The 16,214-nt window shown below is 36.9% G+C and carries 18 protein-coding genes; 7 read left to right on the top strand and 11 right to left on the bottom strand.

What is annotated here, in order from left to right; translation table 11 throughout:
* Window positions 1-23: 23 nt before the first annotated feature.
* Genes IV86_RS00745 through IV86_RS00730 form a run of 4 tightly spaced genes read right to left on the bottom strand, consistent with a single transcriptional unit; the run spans window position 24 to window position 3,366 of the window.
* The gene (locus IV86_RS00745) at window positions 24-632 is read right to left on the bottom strand and encodes a response regulator transcription factor (protein WP_029257562.1); all 609 of its coding nucleotides are present in this window, start codon (window positions 630-632) and stop codon (window positions 24-26) included.
* A gap of 2 nt (window positions 633-634) precedes the next feature.
* Window positions 635-1,687, bottom strand: a complete 1,053-nt coding sequence (locus tag IV86_RS00740; RefSeq protein WP_232625424.1) for a sensor histidine kinase — start codon at window positions 1,685-1,687, stop codon at window positions 635-637.
* 55 nt (window positions 1,688-1,742) lie between these two features.
* Window positions 1,743-2,492 carry an ABC transporter permease gene (locus tag IV86_RS00735; RefSeq protein ID WP_029257564.1) on the bottom strand — a complete coding sequence of 250 codons (750 nt, stop codon included), beginning with the start codon at window positions 2,490-2,492 and terminating at the stop codon, window positions 1,743-1,745.
* Window positions 2,476-3,366, bottom strand: a complete 891-nt coding sequence (locus IV86_RS00730; protein WP_029257565.1) for an ABC transporter ATP-binding protein — start codon at window positions 3,364-3,366, stop codon at window positions 2,476-2,478. The genes IV86_RS00735 and IV86_RS00730 overlap by 17 nt, the downstream gene beginning before the upstream one ends.
* A 200-nt stretch (window positions 3,367-3,566) precedes the next feature.
* Here IV86_RS00730 and IV86_RS00725 point away from each other — a divergent pair, with 200 nt between their 5' ends.
* The 3 genes from IV86_RS00725 to IV86_RS00715 are packed head-to-tail and all read left to right on the top strand — an operon-like array spanning window position 3,567 to window position 5,208.
* The gene (locus tag IV86_RS00725; protein WP_002834140.1) at window positions 3,567-4,184 is read left to right on the top strand and encodes a DedA family protein; all 618 of its coding nucleotides are present in this window, start codon (window positions 3,567-3,569) and stop codon (window positions 4,182-4,184) included.
* Window positions 4,185-4,242: 58 nt separating this feature from the next.
* Window positions 4,243-4,452, top strand: coding sequence for a hypothetical protein (locus IV86_RS00720; RefSeq protein ID WP_002834141.1), 210 nt, complete (start codon window positions 4,243-4,245; stop codon window positions 4,450-4,452).
* Between the two features lie 27 nt (window positions 4,453-4,479).
* On the top strand, window positions 4,480-5,208 hold the full coding sequence (locus tag IV86_RS00715) for a DUF6198 family protein (protein WP_002834142.1): 729 nt from the start codon (window positions 4,480-4,482) through the stop codon (window positions 5,206-5,208).
* Window positions 5,209-5,259: 51 nt separating this feature from the next.
* Here IV86_RS00715 and IV86_RS00710 read toward each other — a convergent pair whose 3' ends face one another.
* Window positions 5,260-7,194, bottom strand: coding sequence for an acyltransferase family protein (locus IV86_RS00710; protein ID WP_029257566.1), 1,935 nt, complete (start codon window positions 7,192-7,194; stop codon window positions 5,260-5,262).
* A gap of 318 nt (window positions 7,195-7,512) precedes the next feature.
* On the opposite strand from IV86_RS00710, the gene IV86_RS00705 reads away from it, so the two are divergent.
* Window positions 7,513-8,076, top strand: a complete 564-nt coding sequence (locus IV86_RS00705) for an LOG family protein (protein WP_002834144.1) — start codon at window positions 7,513-7,515, stop codon at window positions 8,074-8,076.
* A gap of 41 nt (window positions 8,077-8,117) precedes the next feature.
* Here the strand turns inward: IV86_RS00705 and IV86_RS00700 are convergent, their stop codons facing one another.
* Complete coding sequence (locus tag IV86_RS00700; protein ID WP_011673848.1) at window positions 8,118-8,408, bottom strand: hypothetical protein; 291 nt, start codon at window positions 8,406-8,408, stop codon at window positions 8,118-8,120.
* Between the two features lie 159 nt (window positions 8,409-8,567).
* Here IV86_RS00700 and IV86_RS00695 point away from each other — a divergent pair, with 159 nt between their 5' ends.
* Together IV86_RS00695 and IV86_RS00690 are read left to right on the top strand one after the other, a co-directional pair.
* Window positions 8,568-9,326 (top strand): ABC transporter ATP-binding protein, encoded by a 759-nt coding sequence (locus tag IV86_RS00695; RefSeq protein ID WP_002834147.1) that lies wholly within the window; start codon window positions 8,568-8,570, stop codon window positions 9,324-9,326.
* Between the two features lie 11 nt (window positions 9,327-9,337).
* Window positions 9,338-11,149: an FtsX-like permease family protein gene (locus IV86_RS00690; protein ID WP_056979289.1), complete on the top strand. Its 1,812-nt coding sequence runs from the start codon at window positions 9,338-9,340 to the stop codon at window positions 11,147-11,149.
* A gap of 53 nt (window positions 11,150-11,202) precedes the next feature.
* On the opposite strand, the gene IV86_RS00685 is transcribed toward IV86_RS00690, so the two are convergent.
* On the bottom strand, window positions 11,203-12,501 hold the full coding sequence (locus IV86_RS00685) for a D-serine ammonia-lyase (RefSeq protein ID WP_002834149.1): 1,299 nt from the start codon (window positions 12,499-12,501) through the stop codon (window positions 11,203-11,205).
* 71 nt (window positions 12,502-12,572) lie between these two features.
* Window positions 12,573-13,196, bottom strand: a complete 624-nt coding sequence (locus IV86_RS00680; protein WP_002834150.1) for an endonuclease III domain-containing protein — start codon at window positions 13,194-13,196, stop codon at window positions 12,573-12,575.
* A 116-nt stretch (window positions 13,197-13,312) separates the two neighbouring features.
* Between IV86_RS00680 and IV86_RS00675 the strand changes: the two genes are divergently transcribed.
* Window positions 13,313-14,731, top strand: coding sequence for a C69 family dipeptidase (locus IV86_RS00675; protein WP_023440835.1), 1,419 nt, complete (start codon window positions 13,313-13,315; stop codon window positions 14,729-14,731).
* A 54-nt stretch (window positions 14,732-14,785) separates the two neighbouring features.
* On the opposite strand, the gene IV86_RS00670 is transcribed toward IV86_RS00675, so the two are convergent.
* From IV86_RS00670 to IV86_RS00660, 3 genes are all read right to left on the bottom strand, one after another.
* Window positions 14,786-15,370 (bottom strand): hydrolase, encoded by a 585-nt coding sequence (locus tag IV86_RS00670; protein WP_002834152.1) that lies wholly within the window; start codon window positions 15,368-15,370, stop codon window positions 14,786-14,788.
* On the bottom strand, window positions 15,334-15,675 hold the full coding sequence (locus IV86_RS00665; RefSeq protein ID WP_029257570.1) for a hypothetical protein: 342 nt from the start codon (window positions 15,673-15,675) through the stop codon (window positions 15,334-15,336). Before IV86_RS00665 ends, IV86_RS00670 begins: the two co-directional genes overlap by 37 nt.
* Before the next feature lie 211 nt (window positions 15,676-15,886).
* Window positions 15,887-16,099: a P8 family protein gene (locus tag IV86_RS00660; protein WP_002834154.1), complete on the bottom strand. Its 213-nt coding sequence runs from the start codon at window positions 16,097-16,099 to the stop codon at window positions 15,887-15,889.
* Window positions 16,100-16,214: the final 115 nt, after the last annotated feature.

Raw genomic sequence — 16,214 nt, 5'->3', positions numbered from 1 at the left:
AACTACCTTTTGTCGCAACTTTTTTAATTTATCCATTTATTTTTCTTAGCAACTTCAATGGCTTCAAGTCGGTTATGAACCCCTAACTTACTAAAAATTGCTGATAAATAATTACGGACCGTTCCCTCAGATAAAAACAGTTTTTGAGCCATTACTTTAGTTGCATCCCCACTAACTGCAGCCTTTAAAACTGACATTTCACGCTCGGATAAAGGATTTTTATTTGATGATAAGGCTGTGACTACTAATTCTGGGTCATACACTGTGCGTCCCATCATCACTTTATTGATAGTTTCAATCAAATCATCACTTGGACTATCTTTTAATAAATATCCAGCTACTTCTACTTCAACTGCTTTTTCAAAATAAGTCTTTTGAGCAAATGTAGTTAAAATAATTACTTTAGTAGCAAGTTGCTTGTCATGTAAAACTTCTGCAACTTCTAGTCCCGACATCATGGGCATTTCAATATCTAAAATTGCCACATCCGGTTGGAGTCGTTGGATTTCTGCTAATGCGTGTTTTCCATTGGTTGCCGATCCTAAAACTTCTAAATTATCTTCTAAATTTAATAGCTGACTTAATGCAGTATTTAACATGCTTTGGTCTTCTGCGAGATATAAAGTTATCATCGTTACTCCTCTGGTAAGTTAAAGGAAACTTGCGTTCCTATTTTATTTTGTTGAATATCAAATTCGCCATGTTTAGCACGCATCCTTGCTTGCATACCGGAAATCCCATTAGAACCCTGTCGAATAAAAGTTTGCGCATGTCCATCATCTTGCACTTCAATTCGATAGCGACCCTCAGCATGCATAAAACGAATCTGAACTGTACGGGCTTGGGCATGACGAATAATGTTCGTGATTGCTTCAATAATTACAGCTGCAAATTCATTTTGAACTTCAGTTGGCCAATTTATAGCTTCGTTTTCACCTTCAGTCATCATAAAGATATTAGCATCCGTCAGATTCTTACTCTGAATAAATAAAGCTTCACTTAATGATTGTTGATGTAAATCGTTAACGATTTGACGGACAAGCTGCAAATTTGCTCGACTTGTAGTCGCAATATCTTCTAGTTCACGTCCCACTTGATCCGAACCTTTTTCTAACAATTTCTTAGCTAATTCTGTTTTAACTGTAATCATCGAAAAGCTTTGTCCTAAAGTATCATGTAAGTCCCGAGCAATTCGTTCCCGTTCACCCCGACGGACAATGGTTTCTAAGCGTCGGTTATCTTGACGCATTTTTCGACGGTAGCGAATCGAAACTGCAAAAGCATATGACATGATTGGTGAAATAATTGGAAACGCCAGACCCATAATATTTCCAAATATTCCCCCACCAGTATTAGTAGTAATTTGCGTAGGAAATAATCCGATAACTTCTACTAGCCCGATAATTAAAATAGTGTAATACGCCCCAAAAAAAGCCATAACATATTTTTTAGGTCTCCCCACAATCAAAAATGCTACTTGCCAAGCTGTGAAAACCATCATATAGAAATTAAAATTAAAAATGGTAAAAATTCCCGTGATTAAGATTTCTAATGGAATGGAAACTTTTTGCCATTCTAGTTTTTCGGCTGCCCAAATATAATCTGCTAAGAACCCTAGACACATAACTATCCAAAAAGCATCCGTTGCCGATTTAATTGGTAAATAAAGCGAAATATTATATGGCATATATAATAACCAGATATAATATTCCCATTTCACATTTCTAAAATTCCATTTATTTTTAACCACGAGCCAATCTACCCTTTCGTCGTGTGATGATTGTTCCCACTGTCATTACGGCGACCAATCCAACTATCCAAACCCCTAGACCCTGAACGTCATTCCAGTTAATTTTAGCATTATTCACTGTGCTACTAATCATATCGTTCAAAAAATAGGTTGGTAATTTATTACCAATATTTTGAACCCACCGCGGTAAAATTTGAATTGGCCACCAAAGTCCGCTTAAAATAGCCACTGGAAATGTAATTAAGTTTCCTAAAATTGTTAGAGTTTCTTGTCGTTTAACATGTGATATGGCAATTCCAAGTAGTAACAGAGGTATTTGACCTAACCAAACTAGTCCTAATATAGTTACCCATTGCATAGTACTTAAATCAACATGATTGATCAGAATCGCCGTCGTTCCTAAAATAACAATCGTAAAGATGTTCATCATCAAACTCCAAAAACAAATCGAAATATAATAATGATTTAAATTACGATTAGTAATCTTTAAAAGCGTAATTAATCCTTGGTTACGGTCTCGCTCCATAAAATTGCCAACGCCCATAATGGCAGTAATTAAAATACTGTAAACCATCATGCTCCCCATATATTCTGCACTAAACGTTTTAATTTGGACTCTATTAATTTGCGTAAATAGGATGTAAAAGGCCGTGGGCATCAGCAATGAAAAGAACACGAAGCCATAATTCCGAAAAATCAATCTTTTTCCATCAAATTTCAGTTGTTCAATCATCTTCTGCATTGTTTTTTTCTCCTCGAGTAATAGTTTGAAAAATATTTTCTAGTGAAGCATCAATGATGTTCAAATGTTGAATTTCCTCTAAATATGGTACTAAGTCTCTTAACGTTGCATCTCCATTAGTACTACTAATTTTTATTTTATTTCCATTTTGCTCAATCGCTTGAACTTGAGTTAGTTTTCTAAAAATAGATCCTTTACGTTTAGTTTCAAAACTAATCTGGGTGGTTAAATATTGTTTCTGAAGTTCATTCAAAGTACCATCAAACTCAATTTTTCCATCTTTTAAGATTAAAATCTGATCAGCTGTCTGTTGGATTTCTTCTAAATAATGACTCGTAATTAATATCGTTTTTCCTTCATTTTTCATTCGATCAACGTTAATCCAAAAATCTTGGCGAGCATTAACATCCATTCCTACGGTAGGCTCGTCGAGAAAAATCAAACTTGCATTGCTAACTAAAGTCATTGCAAAGGTAACTCGTCGCAACTGTCCACCCGATAAATCGTTCAAATAATGATGCGCTAAATCACTTAAATTTAATTCTTTTAATACCGTTTGGGGAGCTTTAGGATTAGGATATTGAGCTGCTACCTCCGCCAAAATTTCCCCAACTTTCACGCCAGGTAACTTTAAGTCACCTTGAAACATTGATGCGACTGATTGACTCATCCCTGGACGATGTCCTAAAATTGATACTTTCATATTTGTTTTTAATAAGCCTAATAAGATTCTTAAAAGCGTGGTTTTTCCGGCTCCATTTTCACCAATTAAACCAACAACTTTCCCCGGCTGGACTTCAAAGCTTACGTCTTGTAAAACTTGTTGATTGCCGTAGTTGAATTTTAAGTTATTTACGATGATTGCATTTGTCATAATTATTCCTCCATGCTTATATCATAGAAAATACCTTTTCGTTTCCCTAGTACTGCTTGTCACCAAAAAATATGACAAATGTCATACTTTCTAAGAACTTCTTAAGTTCACTTAACTCCAATGGATTTTCATAGACTTTAAGCTCCAACATCTGAATAATAATAGGAAAATAGTGACAAAATATTCTTTGGAGGACCCCAATGGAACAATACATTATTAATTTCGTAAACGACTTTGGTTATTTAGGAATTATTTTGCTAATTACACTGGAGAACGTCTTTCCCCCCATCCCTTCAGAAGTGATTTTGACTTTTGCCGGCTTCATTACCCTTTCTTCCAAACTTACCGTCTGGGGTAGTGTCCTTGCAGCAACGATTGGAGCGGTGATTGGGGCAGTGATTCTATATATTATTGGAAGTTATCTAACCGTCGAACGCTTAGGACGTCTAATCAGTAGCCGCCTTGGTAAAATCCTACGTTTAAAACATAGCGACGTTACCAAAACTCATAATTTCTTTGTCAAACATGGTTCCAAAACGATTTTCTTTGGCCGTTTTGTTCCCGTCATTCGGAGCCTAATTTCTTTACCAGCGGGTATGACTAGAATGCCTTGGAAAATCTTTGTTTTATTAACTACACTGGGAACGTTGATTTGGAATGTTGTACTCATTCTGCTTGGTCGACTGGCAGGTGAGGCTTGGTCCGAAGTATCAGCTACAATCGACTCCTACTCAAGCTTAGTTTTAATCGTTCTGATCGTGCTGTTTGCTGGATCAGCTATCGTCTACTATTTCAAACGAATTCGAGTAAAATCCTAACCTAGTAATCGCTTTCATGTTAGAATTAACCTAACTTATTCAGCTAGGAGGAATCATTATGCACAAGCATCTACCTACTAAGCGTCAAAAACAACGTCTTGCTCCAGTGGTGGCTTTCGAAATTACCGGTCTTTTTATTGCTTTAAAAGATATTATTACTGCCAAAAAATTCCGTCATGGGTCGCGTGGTCTGTGGTTAGCTTTAGTATTTATTCAACCTATCGGACCTTGGCTTTACTTCTGGTTAGGACAAGCTAAAACGGATTAATTGGTCCTAGGAAGAAGATGAATTTTTTTGAAAACTGCTGACGTCAAAAGACGTTTCTTTTGGCTTGTCATATCTATTATTTTAAATTCGGCGGCCAACGCTTTATCCATTGCTACGGATTTAGGTAGCGCCGTCTGGACGGGTTCTGCAGTGAATCTCTCACATTGGGTAGCTCATACCACCAGCCCTGCAATTGCTAATCACGTGATGGGAACGGTTTTAGTTTTATACGGAGTTTCAGTAGCTTTTTTGACCATGCTTTTATCGCGCCATTTGGATTGGGCTCGTTTTGCCCGCAACATTTTATTTGTTGTACCGTTTAGTTATCTCGTCCAATGGTTCACCCCTTTTTGGAGTGATACTTTAAAAATCAGCCAGTTGCAAGCTAATTTTCAACATCCTTGGCAGCTTTTAACTTCTGTTATTCTGGATATTATTGGTTTATTGGGCGTGGCTGTAGCTGTTTCACTCTATCAACGGGCAAATTTGATTATGCATCCCAACGATGATCTTTCCTACATTCTACGTTTTAGATATCTTCACGGTTTAGCCTCAGTTTCACAATGGGCTAGTTATGTCCCACCACTTATCATCACCGCTCTTAGCTGCTTTGCTAACGGCGGCCGATTATGGTCATTTGGTTTCGGGACCGTTTGGGCCTTTGTTACCCAAGGTTACGTTCAAGGTTGGTCCGATCAACACGTAGTTCCAACCTTTAGACATCATTTTTCATTTCAAAGTCCAAAAAAGCTTTGATAAAAGGGCGCATCCCATCGTGAATGCTAACAACCTTTTACCAAAGCTTTTTTATTTATTCAATGTTTTAATGATTTTTTTAGCAACAATTGTTGCATATTGCTTGGAACCATCAGGATTAGGATGGACATAATCTCCATAGAACCAACCAGATTGATTTTTAGAAGGTGTAAACCAGTCAATTACTGTCAAATTCTTGTATTGCTTAGTCGCTTTATCTAACGTCTTATTTACCGATCCTTCCCATGTCTTCGTTGGAACATGGACATTAACCCAGAAAATATGACGTTTAGAACCTACCGCATCTTCGACTGCTTTAACGTCCTTATCAGAAATCGGACCATTGGCCCCTAAATTAATTAGGACATTATCACTTAAAGTTTTTTGACGTTTTAATTCGGCAATAATACCAGGCGCTTCATCAACCTGCCGTCCAACTTTTGATGACATATAAGCTGTTGGAAAAATTTCCTGCAAGTCTGCTCCCGTATCTTCGAGAACGGAATCCCCCACTCCGGTTAATGGAGTTACGGCAGCAAATTTCATTTCTTGATCAGTCAACTGATACTTTTTAGCGATTTCTTTTTCTTGTTTCGTTAGTTTAGCCTTTTTTTGCTTCGTTTTGGCTGCACTAGTTTCCTTTTGTTTTTCCAAAGCTTCTTTGTTTTTCTTGTCGGCCTCTTTACTATTTTTAGCTAATTTAGTTTGTAATCCATCTGTTTTTTGAACCACTTTTTCTGGTGAAGTAACTGCACCAAATAGAGCAATTAAAACCACTAAAACAGCTGGAATTGCCAAGTATCGACGCCATTGTAAGTTAGATTTCAAATCAAAAATCTTTTTCACTAGTGCAAAAGTTTGCCGATAGTCAAATTTAGCTAGTGGAATTTCAATATAACGATAAGAAAGTTCACTAATTACTAAGATGATTACTAGTGGTGCTAAAGTGTTTAAAACTGGATGAGCCGCAATATTAGTAACTTTTTGTTCGTAAAAAATCATTACTGGTAGTTGATACATATAAATCCCATAAGACCGACTTCCCAACCATTTGAATACAGGATTAGTCAACAGGCGATTCCACATAAACGACGGATGAGCGATGATCGCAATCATTAAAACGGCCAGAATAGAGAATATGAAAATTCCACCATAATATGGCGTTGCGGTGGTCCCCGGCATAGTAAAGAATGTAATTCCCATGACTAGGATTAATATACCACCCAGTATATTAGCAATTAAATTAGTTCTCGCATTTAGCGCTTTTTTCAAGCGAGTCGACGGCCAAATAAAAGCTAACGCTGCTCCAATCAAAAATGGTGCAACTCGTGTGTCTGAACCATAATAAACTCGATTAACTGTATCTGGATGATAGAGAATGGTCATCAGCATCGATGAAATGATACTAAGAGAAAATAGAATTCCACTCGCTTGAACACGACGTTCTCCAAAAATTTTCAATAATACTATCAGTATCAATGGCCAAATAAAGTAGTACTGGGCCAACACCGATAAATACCATAAATGCGTGAATGGTGATTCTCCATTGTAGCGATCAAAATAGGACTGCCCATTATTTACAAGCCACCAGTTATACACAAATACTAAATTAGTCCAGATAATATTTCTAATATGGGATAGTAGGTTTTGCGCAAAAAGTGTCATATAGGCTGTACTTGTTACCAAAACCATAACTAGGGTCGGATATAGTCGACGTAATCGCCGAATGTAAAAAGAACCCAATTTTATTTTTCCGGTTCGATCCCATTCTTGTATAAAAATATCTGTAATCAGATAACCCGAAACGGCAAAAAAGATGGGAACCCCCAAATATCCTCCAGGAACGGTAAAAGACATCAGATGGTAGAAAATAACTCCTAGCAATGCCATCACTCGTAGTCCATCGAAGCCTGTGATATAGCGTCGTTCTCCTACATTCTTTCGCTCAATCTCAATAGAAGTCCCATGTAAGTCAGATCTTCTCATCTTTTCGCACCTCTAACATTTAAATAAACCAAATTTTATTCCCCACAATCTATTCCTCGGAATACCCAAATGCTGCGTATTCTTAAACTTGTTAAAGTACCGGCTTTAGACCCTTATCTATGCGTTATTTATAATGTTCTCACTTTTTTTATTAAAAGTTCAAAAAGCACTTAATTATTATGACACAACTTTAACATTATTGCTGTTATAAATAACGAAGTTACTAAATGAATTTAAATTAACGATTACCTAATTCACTTTTCGCGCTTAAATTTTGATGATAAGATTAATTTAACTTTGTCTTAAGGAGTGATTATTTTGAGAAAAATTGCAGTATATTGTGGGGCAGCCGCCGGCAACAATCCAACCTACGCTAACAGCGCCCGTAAGTTAGGTAAATGGATGGCTAGTAATAATATTGGCTTAGTTTACGGAGGTGGGCAATTTGGTTTGATGGGATTCATCGCCAAAACTGTCATTGAAAATGGTGGTCATGTCGATGGTATTATTCCTGAAAATTTAGCAGCACGGGGCGCAAGCTATCAAGCTGTCTCAAATCTCCAAGTAGTCAAAGATATGTCAATTCGTAAGCAATTAATGATGGATATGGCAGATGGTTTCATTGCCTTACCTGGAGGTCCCGGCACGTTGGAGGAAATTTCTGAAGTATTTTCTTGGTCTTTAATTGGTGACAATAATAAGCCATGTGTCCTTTTCAATACTAATCACTACTATGATAATCTTCAAAACATGTATGATCATATGGTGGTCGAAGGTTTTCTTACCAGTCAAGCTCGGCAAAAGCTCCTTTTCAGTGATTCCGTTGAACAAATTGCAGAATTTATGGACACCTATGTTCCACCAAAAATTCGTGAATATTAACCCGATGATGCGCATCTAGCGCATTTTTTTGTACAAAATTCCTATTTCAGCATCATTACAATTAAACCAATGGTAATAATTATTCGAATTATAAAATGATTCCAATTGATATTGAAAAAAATTAGTTGTCCATTAATTAATGCCACTGGTAACGCCAATATCAATCCGATAATTCCCAGCCACGGTTGAACCAACGTCAAAATCATCAAGGCACCTACAATAACATTTAAAGCTGTAATCCATGTTTCAACTTGTACCCCAATCCTGTAGGCACTAAAAATCAAAAAACCGCCGTATAACATCGTTAATATAATTCCAATCATATGTAGCATAGGGGTCCACTCCTTATTATTTCTAATAGAAAACGCTTTCTGAAACTATTGTAACAATTTATCTAGCATATTGGCGAAAAACTTTGTAGTTGACATTCTACTCCCTTATCTATATAGTTAGTTACACAAGTAATTAAGTAATTCAGGAGGAGGATTTTTATGATTAATCAACCAATCGTTAGCGTTTCGGGTTTACGTAAAACTTACGGGGGGAAAAACGAAAAACAATACGAGGCATTAAAAGGAATTGATTTTAATGTTGAACAAGGCGAATTTGTCGGAATCATGGGGGCTTCCGGCTCTGGTAAAACAACTTTGCTCAATATGCTTGCTACCTTAGACCAACCTACTAGTGGTAAGGTCATGATTAATAGTCAAGATGTTACTACCCTTAAAGGCGACAAAATTGCGGATTTCCGGGCAAATGAAATTGGATTTATTTTCCAAGATTTTAATTTGCTAGAAACGCTAACAGCTGAAGAAAATATTGCGCTTCCTCTATCACTTCAAGGGGTTAAAAAAAGTGCCATTAACCAAGCGGTTACTGCTGTGGCTGAAACACTATCCATTCAAGACCTTTTAAAGAAGTATCCTACAGAACTTTCTGGTGGACAAAAGCAACGAGTAGCAGCTGCCCGTGGAATTGTCCACAAACCAGCACTGTTATTAGGAGATGAACCAACTGGAGCACTTGATTCTAATAGTGCTCGTGAGTTGCTTGAACTTCTAACCGACATTAATCAAAAACAAAACGTTTCTGTTTTACTCGTTACTCATGATCCCTTTTCAGCTAGTTTCTGTAATCGGATTTTGTTCATTAAAGATGGCGTTATTGGTCAAGAAATACGTCGCAACGGAGTTTCACGGACTGAGTTTTACCAAGATATTCTTGAAAAACTCGGAACTTTTGAACAATAGGAGGCGAACACATGCTATCTAGACTCGCACTCTCAAATATCAAAAATCGATTACGGGACTACATCGTTCTCTTGACCGGCCTTGTAATGTCTTCCGCTATCTTTTATATGTTTGCCAACTTGGCAACCAACGAAAGCTTTATTAAAAGTAATACTACTTTTAGATTCGCTGTTCCTGTTTTTTATTTTGGTGAGGTATTACTCGTAATTATCACTTTAGTTTACGTCATGTACGCTAATTCATTCTTATTAAACATGAGACTTCACGATTATGGTTTATTTATGATGTTAGGAGCCAAAAAACGTCGTGTAGGAACATTGATGGTTTTCGAAACTTTAGTCGTTGGTGCCATTGCTACCGCAATCGGTTTACTGCTGGGAATTGGTTTAACAGGGGGACTTTCTAAGTTACTATTCTCACACCTTGGAATTGCGCTTCATCATTTTAACCCATTCTATTTTAAAGCAGTACTGACAACCATTGTTTTATACTTAGTACTTTTTATCATTGCCGCAATTTTTAATCTTCAATCATTAATTCGTACTCCGGTACTCAAATTGCTTAAACAAAATGATACAGTTAACAAAATTAAGGCTCATGGAATTGGGCTTTACTTTGCGGGAATATTTGGAGTAATTTTAATTGGAATTGGTTACTATGCTCTAGCTCAAATTGCAACTTTCCAATTAACTTCTATTCCAATTGCTCTAGTTACTATCGTGCTAGGTAGTTATTTAATTTTCCACTCAAGCATGATCCTTATTATCGAACGTCTTAAGAAATCTAATTGGGCACGTCGTAAATTAAACAACTTTACTTTATCTCAAATTATGTTCCGCGTTCAGGATTATACTAAGATTTTAACAATTACGTCCCTCTTGTTCGCCTTAGCGTTAGGGGCCATTACCGTGGGCTCTGCGTTCAATCGTCAAATCGATTCATTGGCTAAAAGTAATAGTTCCTATACTATTGCTATTAACAATCCAACAGCTAAAGAGCAAGGTTTGATCGAACAATTATCTGATCGTACAGTCGTTAAATATGACCAAAAGTTTAGTGGTAACCACGTTATCTATAATGAAGATCAATTTGCTCAACATCCATATAAGATTGTTGAAACAACTCAAAGTAAGTCTGGTACTATGAATACGTATAAAAACGTTCCAGTTTCTGTCAGCAAGCTTAAAAAAGAAGTTAGCAGCCAATTTGATTTTGTAAGTTTAGGTGGTTCTGTTTTAGACACGGCTCCTAAATTCTATGCCACAAACGATTTTAATAAAATTAACGCCAAAAAAGGTTCTGTTAGTTTAATTACGGTTAAAAGTATTGCTGAGAACCGTACTGTTTTAGAGAAGTTAAACCATCTCCAACTTAAAGCTTATCCAACAATGGATGAAACCGGCATTGGTGCTGGTACTTTCCCTGCCTTCTTAATGATTAGTGGGATCTATGGTGGACTAGAATTTATCGGCTACTTCTTAGGAATTGCATTCCTAGCAATGCTAGCAAGTTGCTTGATGTTCAAGATTCTTTCTGGAACTCAACAAGACCGGATTCGTTATAACTTGCTAACTAAGGTTGGTACTCGTCGTTCTCTACTAAACCAAAGTATCAATCGTGAAATCTTTGTGCTATTTGCACTTCCAGGTATCCTAGGAATTATTGATGTACTCTTTGGACTCCAAATGTTTAAGAGCTTCTTCAATAATAATCCTTATCAAAACATCCAATATCCAATCATAATTTTTGTTGTACTATATCTGTTGTATTACTTCCTAACAACTTGGTTATATAAATTAATCGTATTGCCTAAAAAGAAATAAAAAAAAAAGGTGAACCCATAGAGGTTCACCTTTTTTTATATCCTAGTATTCAATTATTTAACTTGATGTCCTTCAGCCACATACTGGTCCATATCATTCTTAGGAACCATGCTACCACCCGTCGCCCAAACAATATGGCTAGCATTTTCCATTGGATAATCCTGTTCCAATTGAGCTTGAACGTCATCTAAAATCGTAAAACCAGAAGCAGCTGATGGTTCAACATCCACATTTTCTGAGTCATGCAATTCTGCAACATTCTTCATCATCTTTTGATCATCAAAAGTTTGAATTCCATATAATAATGTATCCATCATCTTACCAGCAATTCTAGATGGACGCCCAACAGCAAGACCGTCAGCCTTAGTTACTCCATCGATTCCAGCATCATAAACTGAAATTTGATCATTTAAGCCAGTCATCATTCCTAGCGAAACTGATGGAATATGAGTTGGCTCCGCAAAAATTGGATGAACGTTTTCGCCAATAATCTTCTTTAGACCAAAGGCTACACCACTAGGGCTACCACCTACTCCAGCAGGTAGATATACAAATAATGGATGTTCTTCATCAACTTTGATATTTTGAGCCTTCAATTGAGCTTGAAGACGAACTGCAGCAACCGAATATCCCAAGAATAAATCGTACGACCCTTCATCATCGATGAAGTAAGCCATAGGATCTGCTTCAGCAGATTTACGTGCTTCTGTAATAGCATGAGTGAAATTGTCGTTATATTCAACAACATTAACGCCCTTTTCACGTAACATATCCTTCTTCCATTGAGCGGCATCGCTCGACATATGTACGCTAGTTCTAAAACCTAGTTTGCAAGCTACAATACCAATCGATAGTCCAAGATTTCCCGTTGAGCCCACGACAATTCCATATTGTCCAAATAAATCCTTGAAGCGTGGTTCATTTAATTTAGCATAATTATCACCATATACAATTTCACCGTGTTTCATTGCTACTTTTTCGGCAAATTTCAACACTTCGTAGATTCCACCACGTGACTTAATTGAGCCCGAAATTGGTAGATAATTATCAGCCTTAAGATACAAATCACCCTTAACTTGGTTTTGAGCTTCGGCATTTAAAACAGCCTTCATCTTATCCATTTTGAGCAAAGGGGATTCTAAAATTCCATGTGTTGGTAAAGTTTCTGGGAATGCTACCTCAAAATAAGGTGCAAACCGTTGAAAACGAGCTTCAGCATCGAAGATATGTTCAACTCCAACCGGTAATTCAGCTTCCTTTTTATAATTCAGGTTCTTCCAAAAAATTGGTTCGTAAGCTTGCATCTGCTTAATCGCTGGATATTTTTTGCTTAGAGCATCAACATCAATCATAATTTTTTATCTCCTCGTTATTGTATTCACATTTAGTATACAACGCCTAGAATGCTTTGCTAACCCCTATTTCAAGAATTAATGTATTCATTCACAAATTCTTCTTTAGTTTTAATTTCTTTACCAGAGTTAACAATCATCGCGTGAAAATTTTTCCATTCTTCATCGGTTAAATTAATTGCTGCTTCAACTTCTTTTTTGGCCTGTTCATACTTAGATGGTAATGGATGTCCCATCCACTCAAAAATTCGTTGGCTATATTTATCAGCTATAAAACCTGCATGGTCAAATGCATACATCATCAAATAGTCCGCCGTTTCTGGACCAATCCCCACCAAAGCCAATAATTCTTTACGTAGGCGCAACGTTGGCAATGCTCCAATTTTTTCGATTGAAAACTGATATTTTTGTGCCCAAGTTAGGACATTTTGGATGGTTTGCGATTTTCGCGTATAAAAACCGCTGGGACGGATTTGAATTTGTAACGCTTCATTACTAAGCCGCAAAATCCGATGTGGATCAAAATTAAAGTTGTTCTTTAAATTCATTAAACTTGGTGCGACATTGACCCAACTTGTATTTTGGACTAGGATGCCACCATAAACTACTTCCCATGGCGATTCTTGCCACTCTTCCAACCACGGCTGTTTACCCATTTTCTGATACATCATCTTGTAAATCGTTGGAATTTCCATGTCAGTCTCCTCCCTCTATGTATTATAATTCTTTTCCAAAAAAACACTATAAATCTAAAATTAGCGTTAGAATATACTTGGAAACAACTATAAGTTTTTAAGGAGAATTTAAATATATGATTGAAAAAGCTTGTACAACTGTTCTAGTCGGAAAAAATGCTTCAATTGACGGCTCAACTATGGTTGCCCGCAATGACGATACATTTTTACCACTAGCTCCACATCGTTTTTATATGCATCCCGCTGAAACAGGTGTAGATGAAACCATCGTTTCATCTCAAAATGGTTTCACAGCCAAATTACCAGCTAACGGATATCGCCATAGTGCCGTTCCTAATATTGATCCCGATAAAGATGGTATTTACGACGAAAGTGGTTTTAATGAAAAAAACGTAGCCATGAGTGCTACGGAAAGTGTTTACGGTAACCCAAATACTTTGGCTTACGATCCTTTGGTTCCTAATGGTTTAGCTGAAGATACAATGCCTACGATGGTCCTACCATACATCGATTCTGCTCGAGAAGGCGTTGAATATTTAGGAAAATTAATCGCTAAATATGGTTCACCTGAAGGTAACGGTGTGATTTTTAGTGACAAAAATGATGTTTGGTACATGGAAATTGTTACTGGTCATCATTGGGTAGCTCAACGAATTCCTGATGATTCTTATGCGGTAGCTGCCAACCAAGTTGCCATTCAACAAGTCGATTTCGATGATCCAGATAATTTCATGTGGTCAGATGGCATCCAAGAATTTGTTGAAGAACATCATTTAAACCTTGATCACGAAGGCTGGAATTTCCGTCGTATTTTCGGTACAGATACAGAAAAAGACCGTCATTACAACACTCCTCGTGTTTGGTATGGCCAACATTATTTGAATCCAGAGATTGAACAAGACCCACAATCTTCAGACTTACCATTTATTCGTCAAGCTAGCCGTAAAATCACCGTGGAAGATGTCGGTGCCATTTTAAGTTCACACTATAACGAAACTAAGTACGATCCATTTGGTCATGGTGCTGACGCTGATCGATTGAAGTTCCGTCCAATTTCAATGAACCGTACTCAAAATTCTCACGTACTTCAAATTCGTAATGATGTCCCCGAAGATCGTTCAGCTATCTTCTGGCTAAACTTCGGGGTTCCAGCATTCAGCCCTTACGTACCTTTCTTCAATAATGCGACCGATACAGATCCTAGCTATCGTGCTACTAAAGCTACTATGAACCTTGATGATGCTTACTGGATGTATCGTGCCGTTGGCTCAGTAGTTGAAGGACACTACAGTAACTTCATCCAAACCAACGTTGATTACGTCACCGCCTCAAAAGAGTTCCTTCGTGGACGCGTTGCTGAAATTGATGCTCAAGCTGCTAATCTACAAGGCGATGCGCTAACTCAATTCTTAACAGAAGCCAACCATGCTACTGTTAAAGCAATGAAAGAACGTACGATGAACCATTTTAACGATTTGTTAGCTTCTGGTTTGTTATTATCAAAACTAACCTTTAACATGGATAAAAATCTCTAATATAAAAAATGATGAACGCTAAACCTTAAAGTTTAGCGTTCATCATTTTTTGTTTTATAAGATGTATTCACCAGCTATGCGCACCAGCGACGTCATTTCTTTTTTAGCTGTTTTGAGCCCCACATTCCCCCGACCATCTGGATGATTATCACTCAGAATGGATATCAAATAGAGATGTCCATTAACTTCGACAGCCCCAATCGAATTCATAATCCAACTTCCAGATAAGGTCCAGCCGTTTTTATTGGCTAAGAAATTAGGTGTATCGCTAAAGCCCTTGATTCCCCACTGTTGTTTTGAATTAACTTGAAACATCTCTGAAATAATATAATTGCGACCTGTACGACTAATTTTGCTCGACTTTACAAAAAGATGTTTCAATAATTTAATGTAATCTTCGGAACTAACTGTTGAAAGCCACCACTTACTACTAGCTTGACTATGATCCATCCCCAGTCTAGCAAAAGTAGCATTTAATCCGCTAACTCCACCAATTTTTTTAAATATAGCCGTAGCATCAGCATTACTACTCTGACGAATCATTCCCGCAACTAATTTTTTATCACTAGCTGTTAATTTAGCATCTTGATGGAGTAATCCAATTAAAATTGGAACTTTAACGGTACTTGCTGTATACATTTGGCTAATCTTGCCTTGACTCCAACGATACGTTTTTGCTTGGCGACATCATAAATGGTAAAATCAAAATTTTCATTTTTTAAATCAGTATTCGTTTGGCTTAACTTGCCAACTTTTTTATCCATATATTTACTAAATCCTGAATTTGGTGCTTGTTTGGTTGTAATGTGCGTTGTAGTCTCAGAGCGCGGGTGTAAAAGATGGTGCACTTCTACAATCAATAATGTGATCGAAAATATAATTAGCAAAAATCCCGTCAACCAGATTTTCCCTTTGCGATTTAATCGCCTACCGTGAAATGTCACTCATCTATACCCCTTTAAAATTATATATGCCAGTTCGATTATAACCAGCAATTAACGTCTATACAATGTTTATTTTTTGTAACATTTTCCCAAATTTAAATAATTTAATTACTGGTATTAAATTTACTTGAAAAAACAAAAAAAACTGGAATAAGCATAATTAATACGCTTACTCCAGTTTTTAAAAGGTGAATTTATAGGCCTTAGGATTTTACTTTAACATTTGTTCTGCAGTTTTCTTGAGCTCTGCATCGTTCATATTTTCCCACTTTTTGGCCTCCGCAATGGTCTTCATCGTATCATGACCGTTGTCATCCATTACATGATTCCACATTGCGTCTCTTAATGGCGTTTGATCGTTACTCCAGTCAAATACCTCTGTCATCTTTTGATCAAGAAGTTCTGTCTTTAATGTTGTTGCCATATTAAAAGCCTCCAAAATGCGTGGGTGAACATCATCTGATAATAATGATGTCGTTCATTTTTGTTGCACCCCACGACTATGTTATAACACCAGTTTTAAATTTTGTTAAATAAAA

Origin of the sequence: Pediococcus pentosaceus (genome assembly GCF_001437285.1) — a bacterium.
Classification (GTDB): Bacteria; Bacillota; Bacilli; order Lactobacillales; family Lactobacillaceae; genus Pediococcus; species Pediococcus pentosaceus.
Note: the sequence above shows the minus strand (reverse complement) of the source record. Positions and strands in the feature narration are given on the sequence as shown.

Bases quoted from the DNA above. Each gene is read 5' to 3' on its own strand.
- IV86_RS00710 (WP_029257566.1), bottom strand. From the start codon at position 7,194: ATGAGAAGATCTGACTTACATGGGACTTCTATTGAGATTGAGCGAAAG.
- IV86_RS00685 (WP_002834149.1), bottom strand. From the start codon at position 12,501: ATGATTGATGTTGATGCTCTAAGCAAAAAATATCCAGCGATTAAGCAG.
- IV86_RS00740 (WP_232625424.1), bottom strand. From the start codon at position 1,687: ATGCCATATAATATTTCGCTTTATTTACCAATTAAATCGGCAACGGAT.
- IV86_RS00745 (WP_029257562.1), bottom strand. From the start codon at position 632: ATGATAACTTTATATCTCGCAGAAGACCAAAGCATGTTAAATACTGCA.
- IV86_RS00735 (WP_029257564.1), bottom strand. From the start codon at position 2,492: ATGCAGAAGATGATTGAACAACTGAAATTTGATGGAAAAAGATTGATT.
- IV86_RS00720 (WP_002834141.1), top strand. From the start codon at position 4,243: ATGCACAAGCATCTACCTACTAAGCGTCAAAAACAACGTCTTGCTCCA.
- IV86_RS00725 (WP_002834140.1), top strand. From the start codon at position 3,567: ATGGAACAATACATTATTAATTTCGTAAACGACTTTGGTTATTTAGGA.
- IV86_RS00680 (WP_002834150.1), bottom strand. From the start codon at position 13,196: ATGGAAATTCCAACGATTTACAAGATGATGTATCAGAAAATGGGTAAA.
- IV86_RS00660 (WP_002834154.1), bottom strand. From the start codon at position 16,099: ATGGCAACAACATTAAAGACAGAACTTCTTGATCAAAAGATGACAGAG.
- IV86_RS00700 (WP_011673848.1), bottom strand. From the start codon at position 8,408: ATGCTACATATGATTGGAATTATATTAACGATGTTATACGGCGGTTTT.
- IV86_RS00695 (WP_002834147.1), top strand. From the start codon at position 8,568: ATGATTAATCAACCAATCGTTAGCGTTTCGGGTTTACGTAAAACTTAC.
- IV86_RS00675 (WP_023440835.1), top strand. From the start codon at position 13,313: ATGATTGAAAAAGCTTGTACAACTGTTCTAGTCGGAAAAAATGCTTCA.
- IV86_RS00730 (WP_029257565.1), bottom strand. From the start codon at position 3,366: ATGACAAATGCAATCATCGTAAATAACTTAAAATTCAACTACGGCAAT.
- IV86_RS00690 (WP_056979289.1), top strand. From the start codon at position 9,338: ATGCTATCTAGACTCGCACTCTCAAATATCAAAAATCGATTACGGGAC.
- IV86_RS00670 (WP_002834152.1), bottom strand. From the start codon at position 15,370: ATGTATACAGCAAGTACCGTTAAAGTTCCAATTTTAATTGGATTACTC.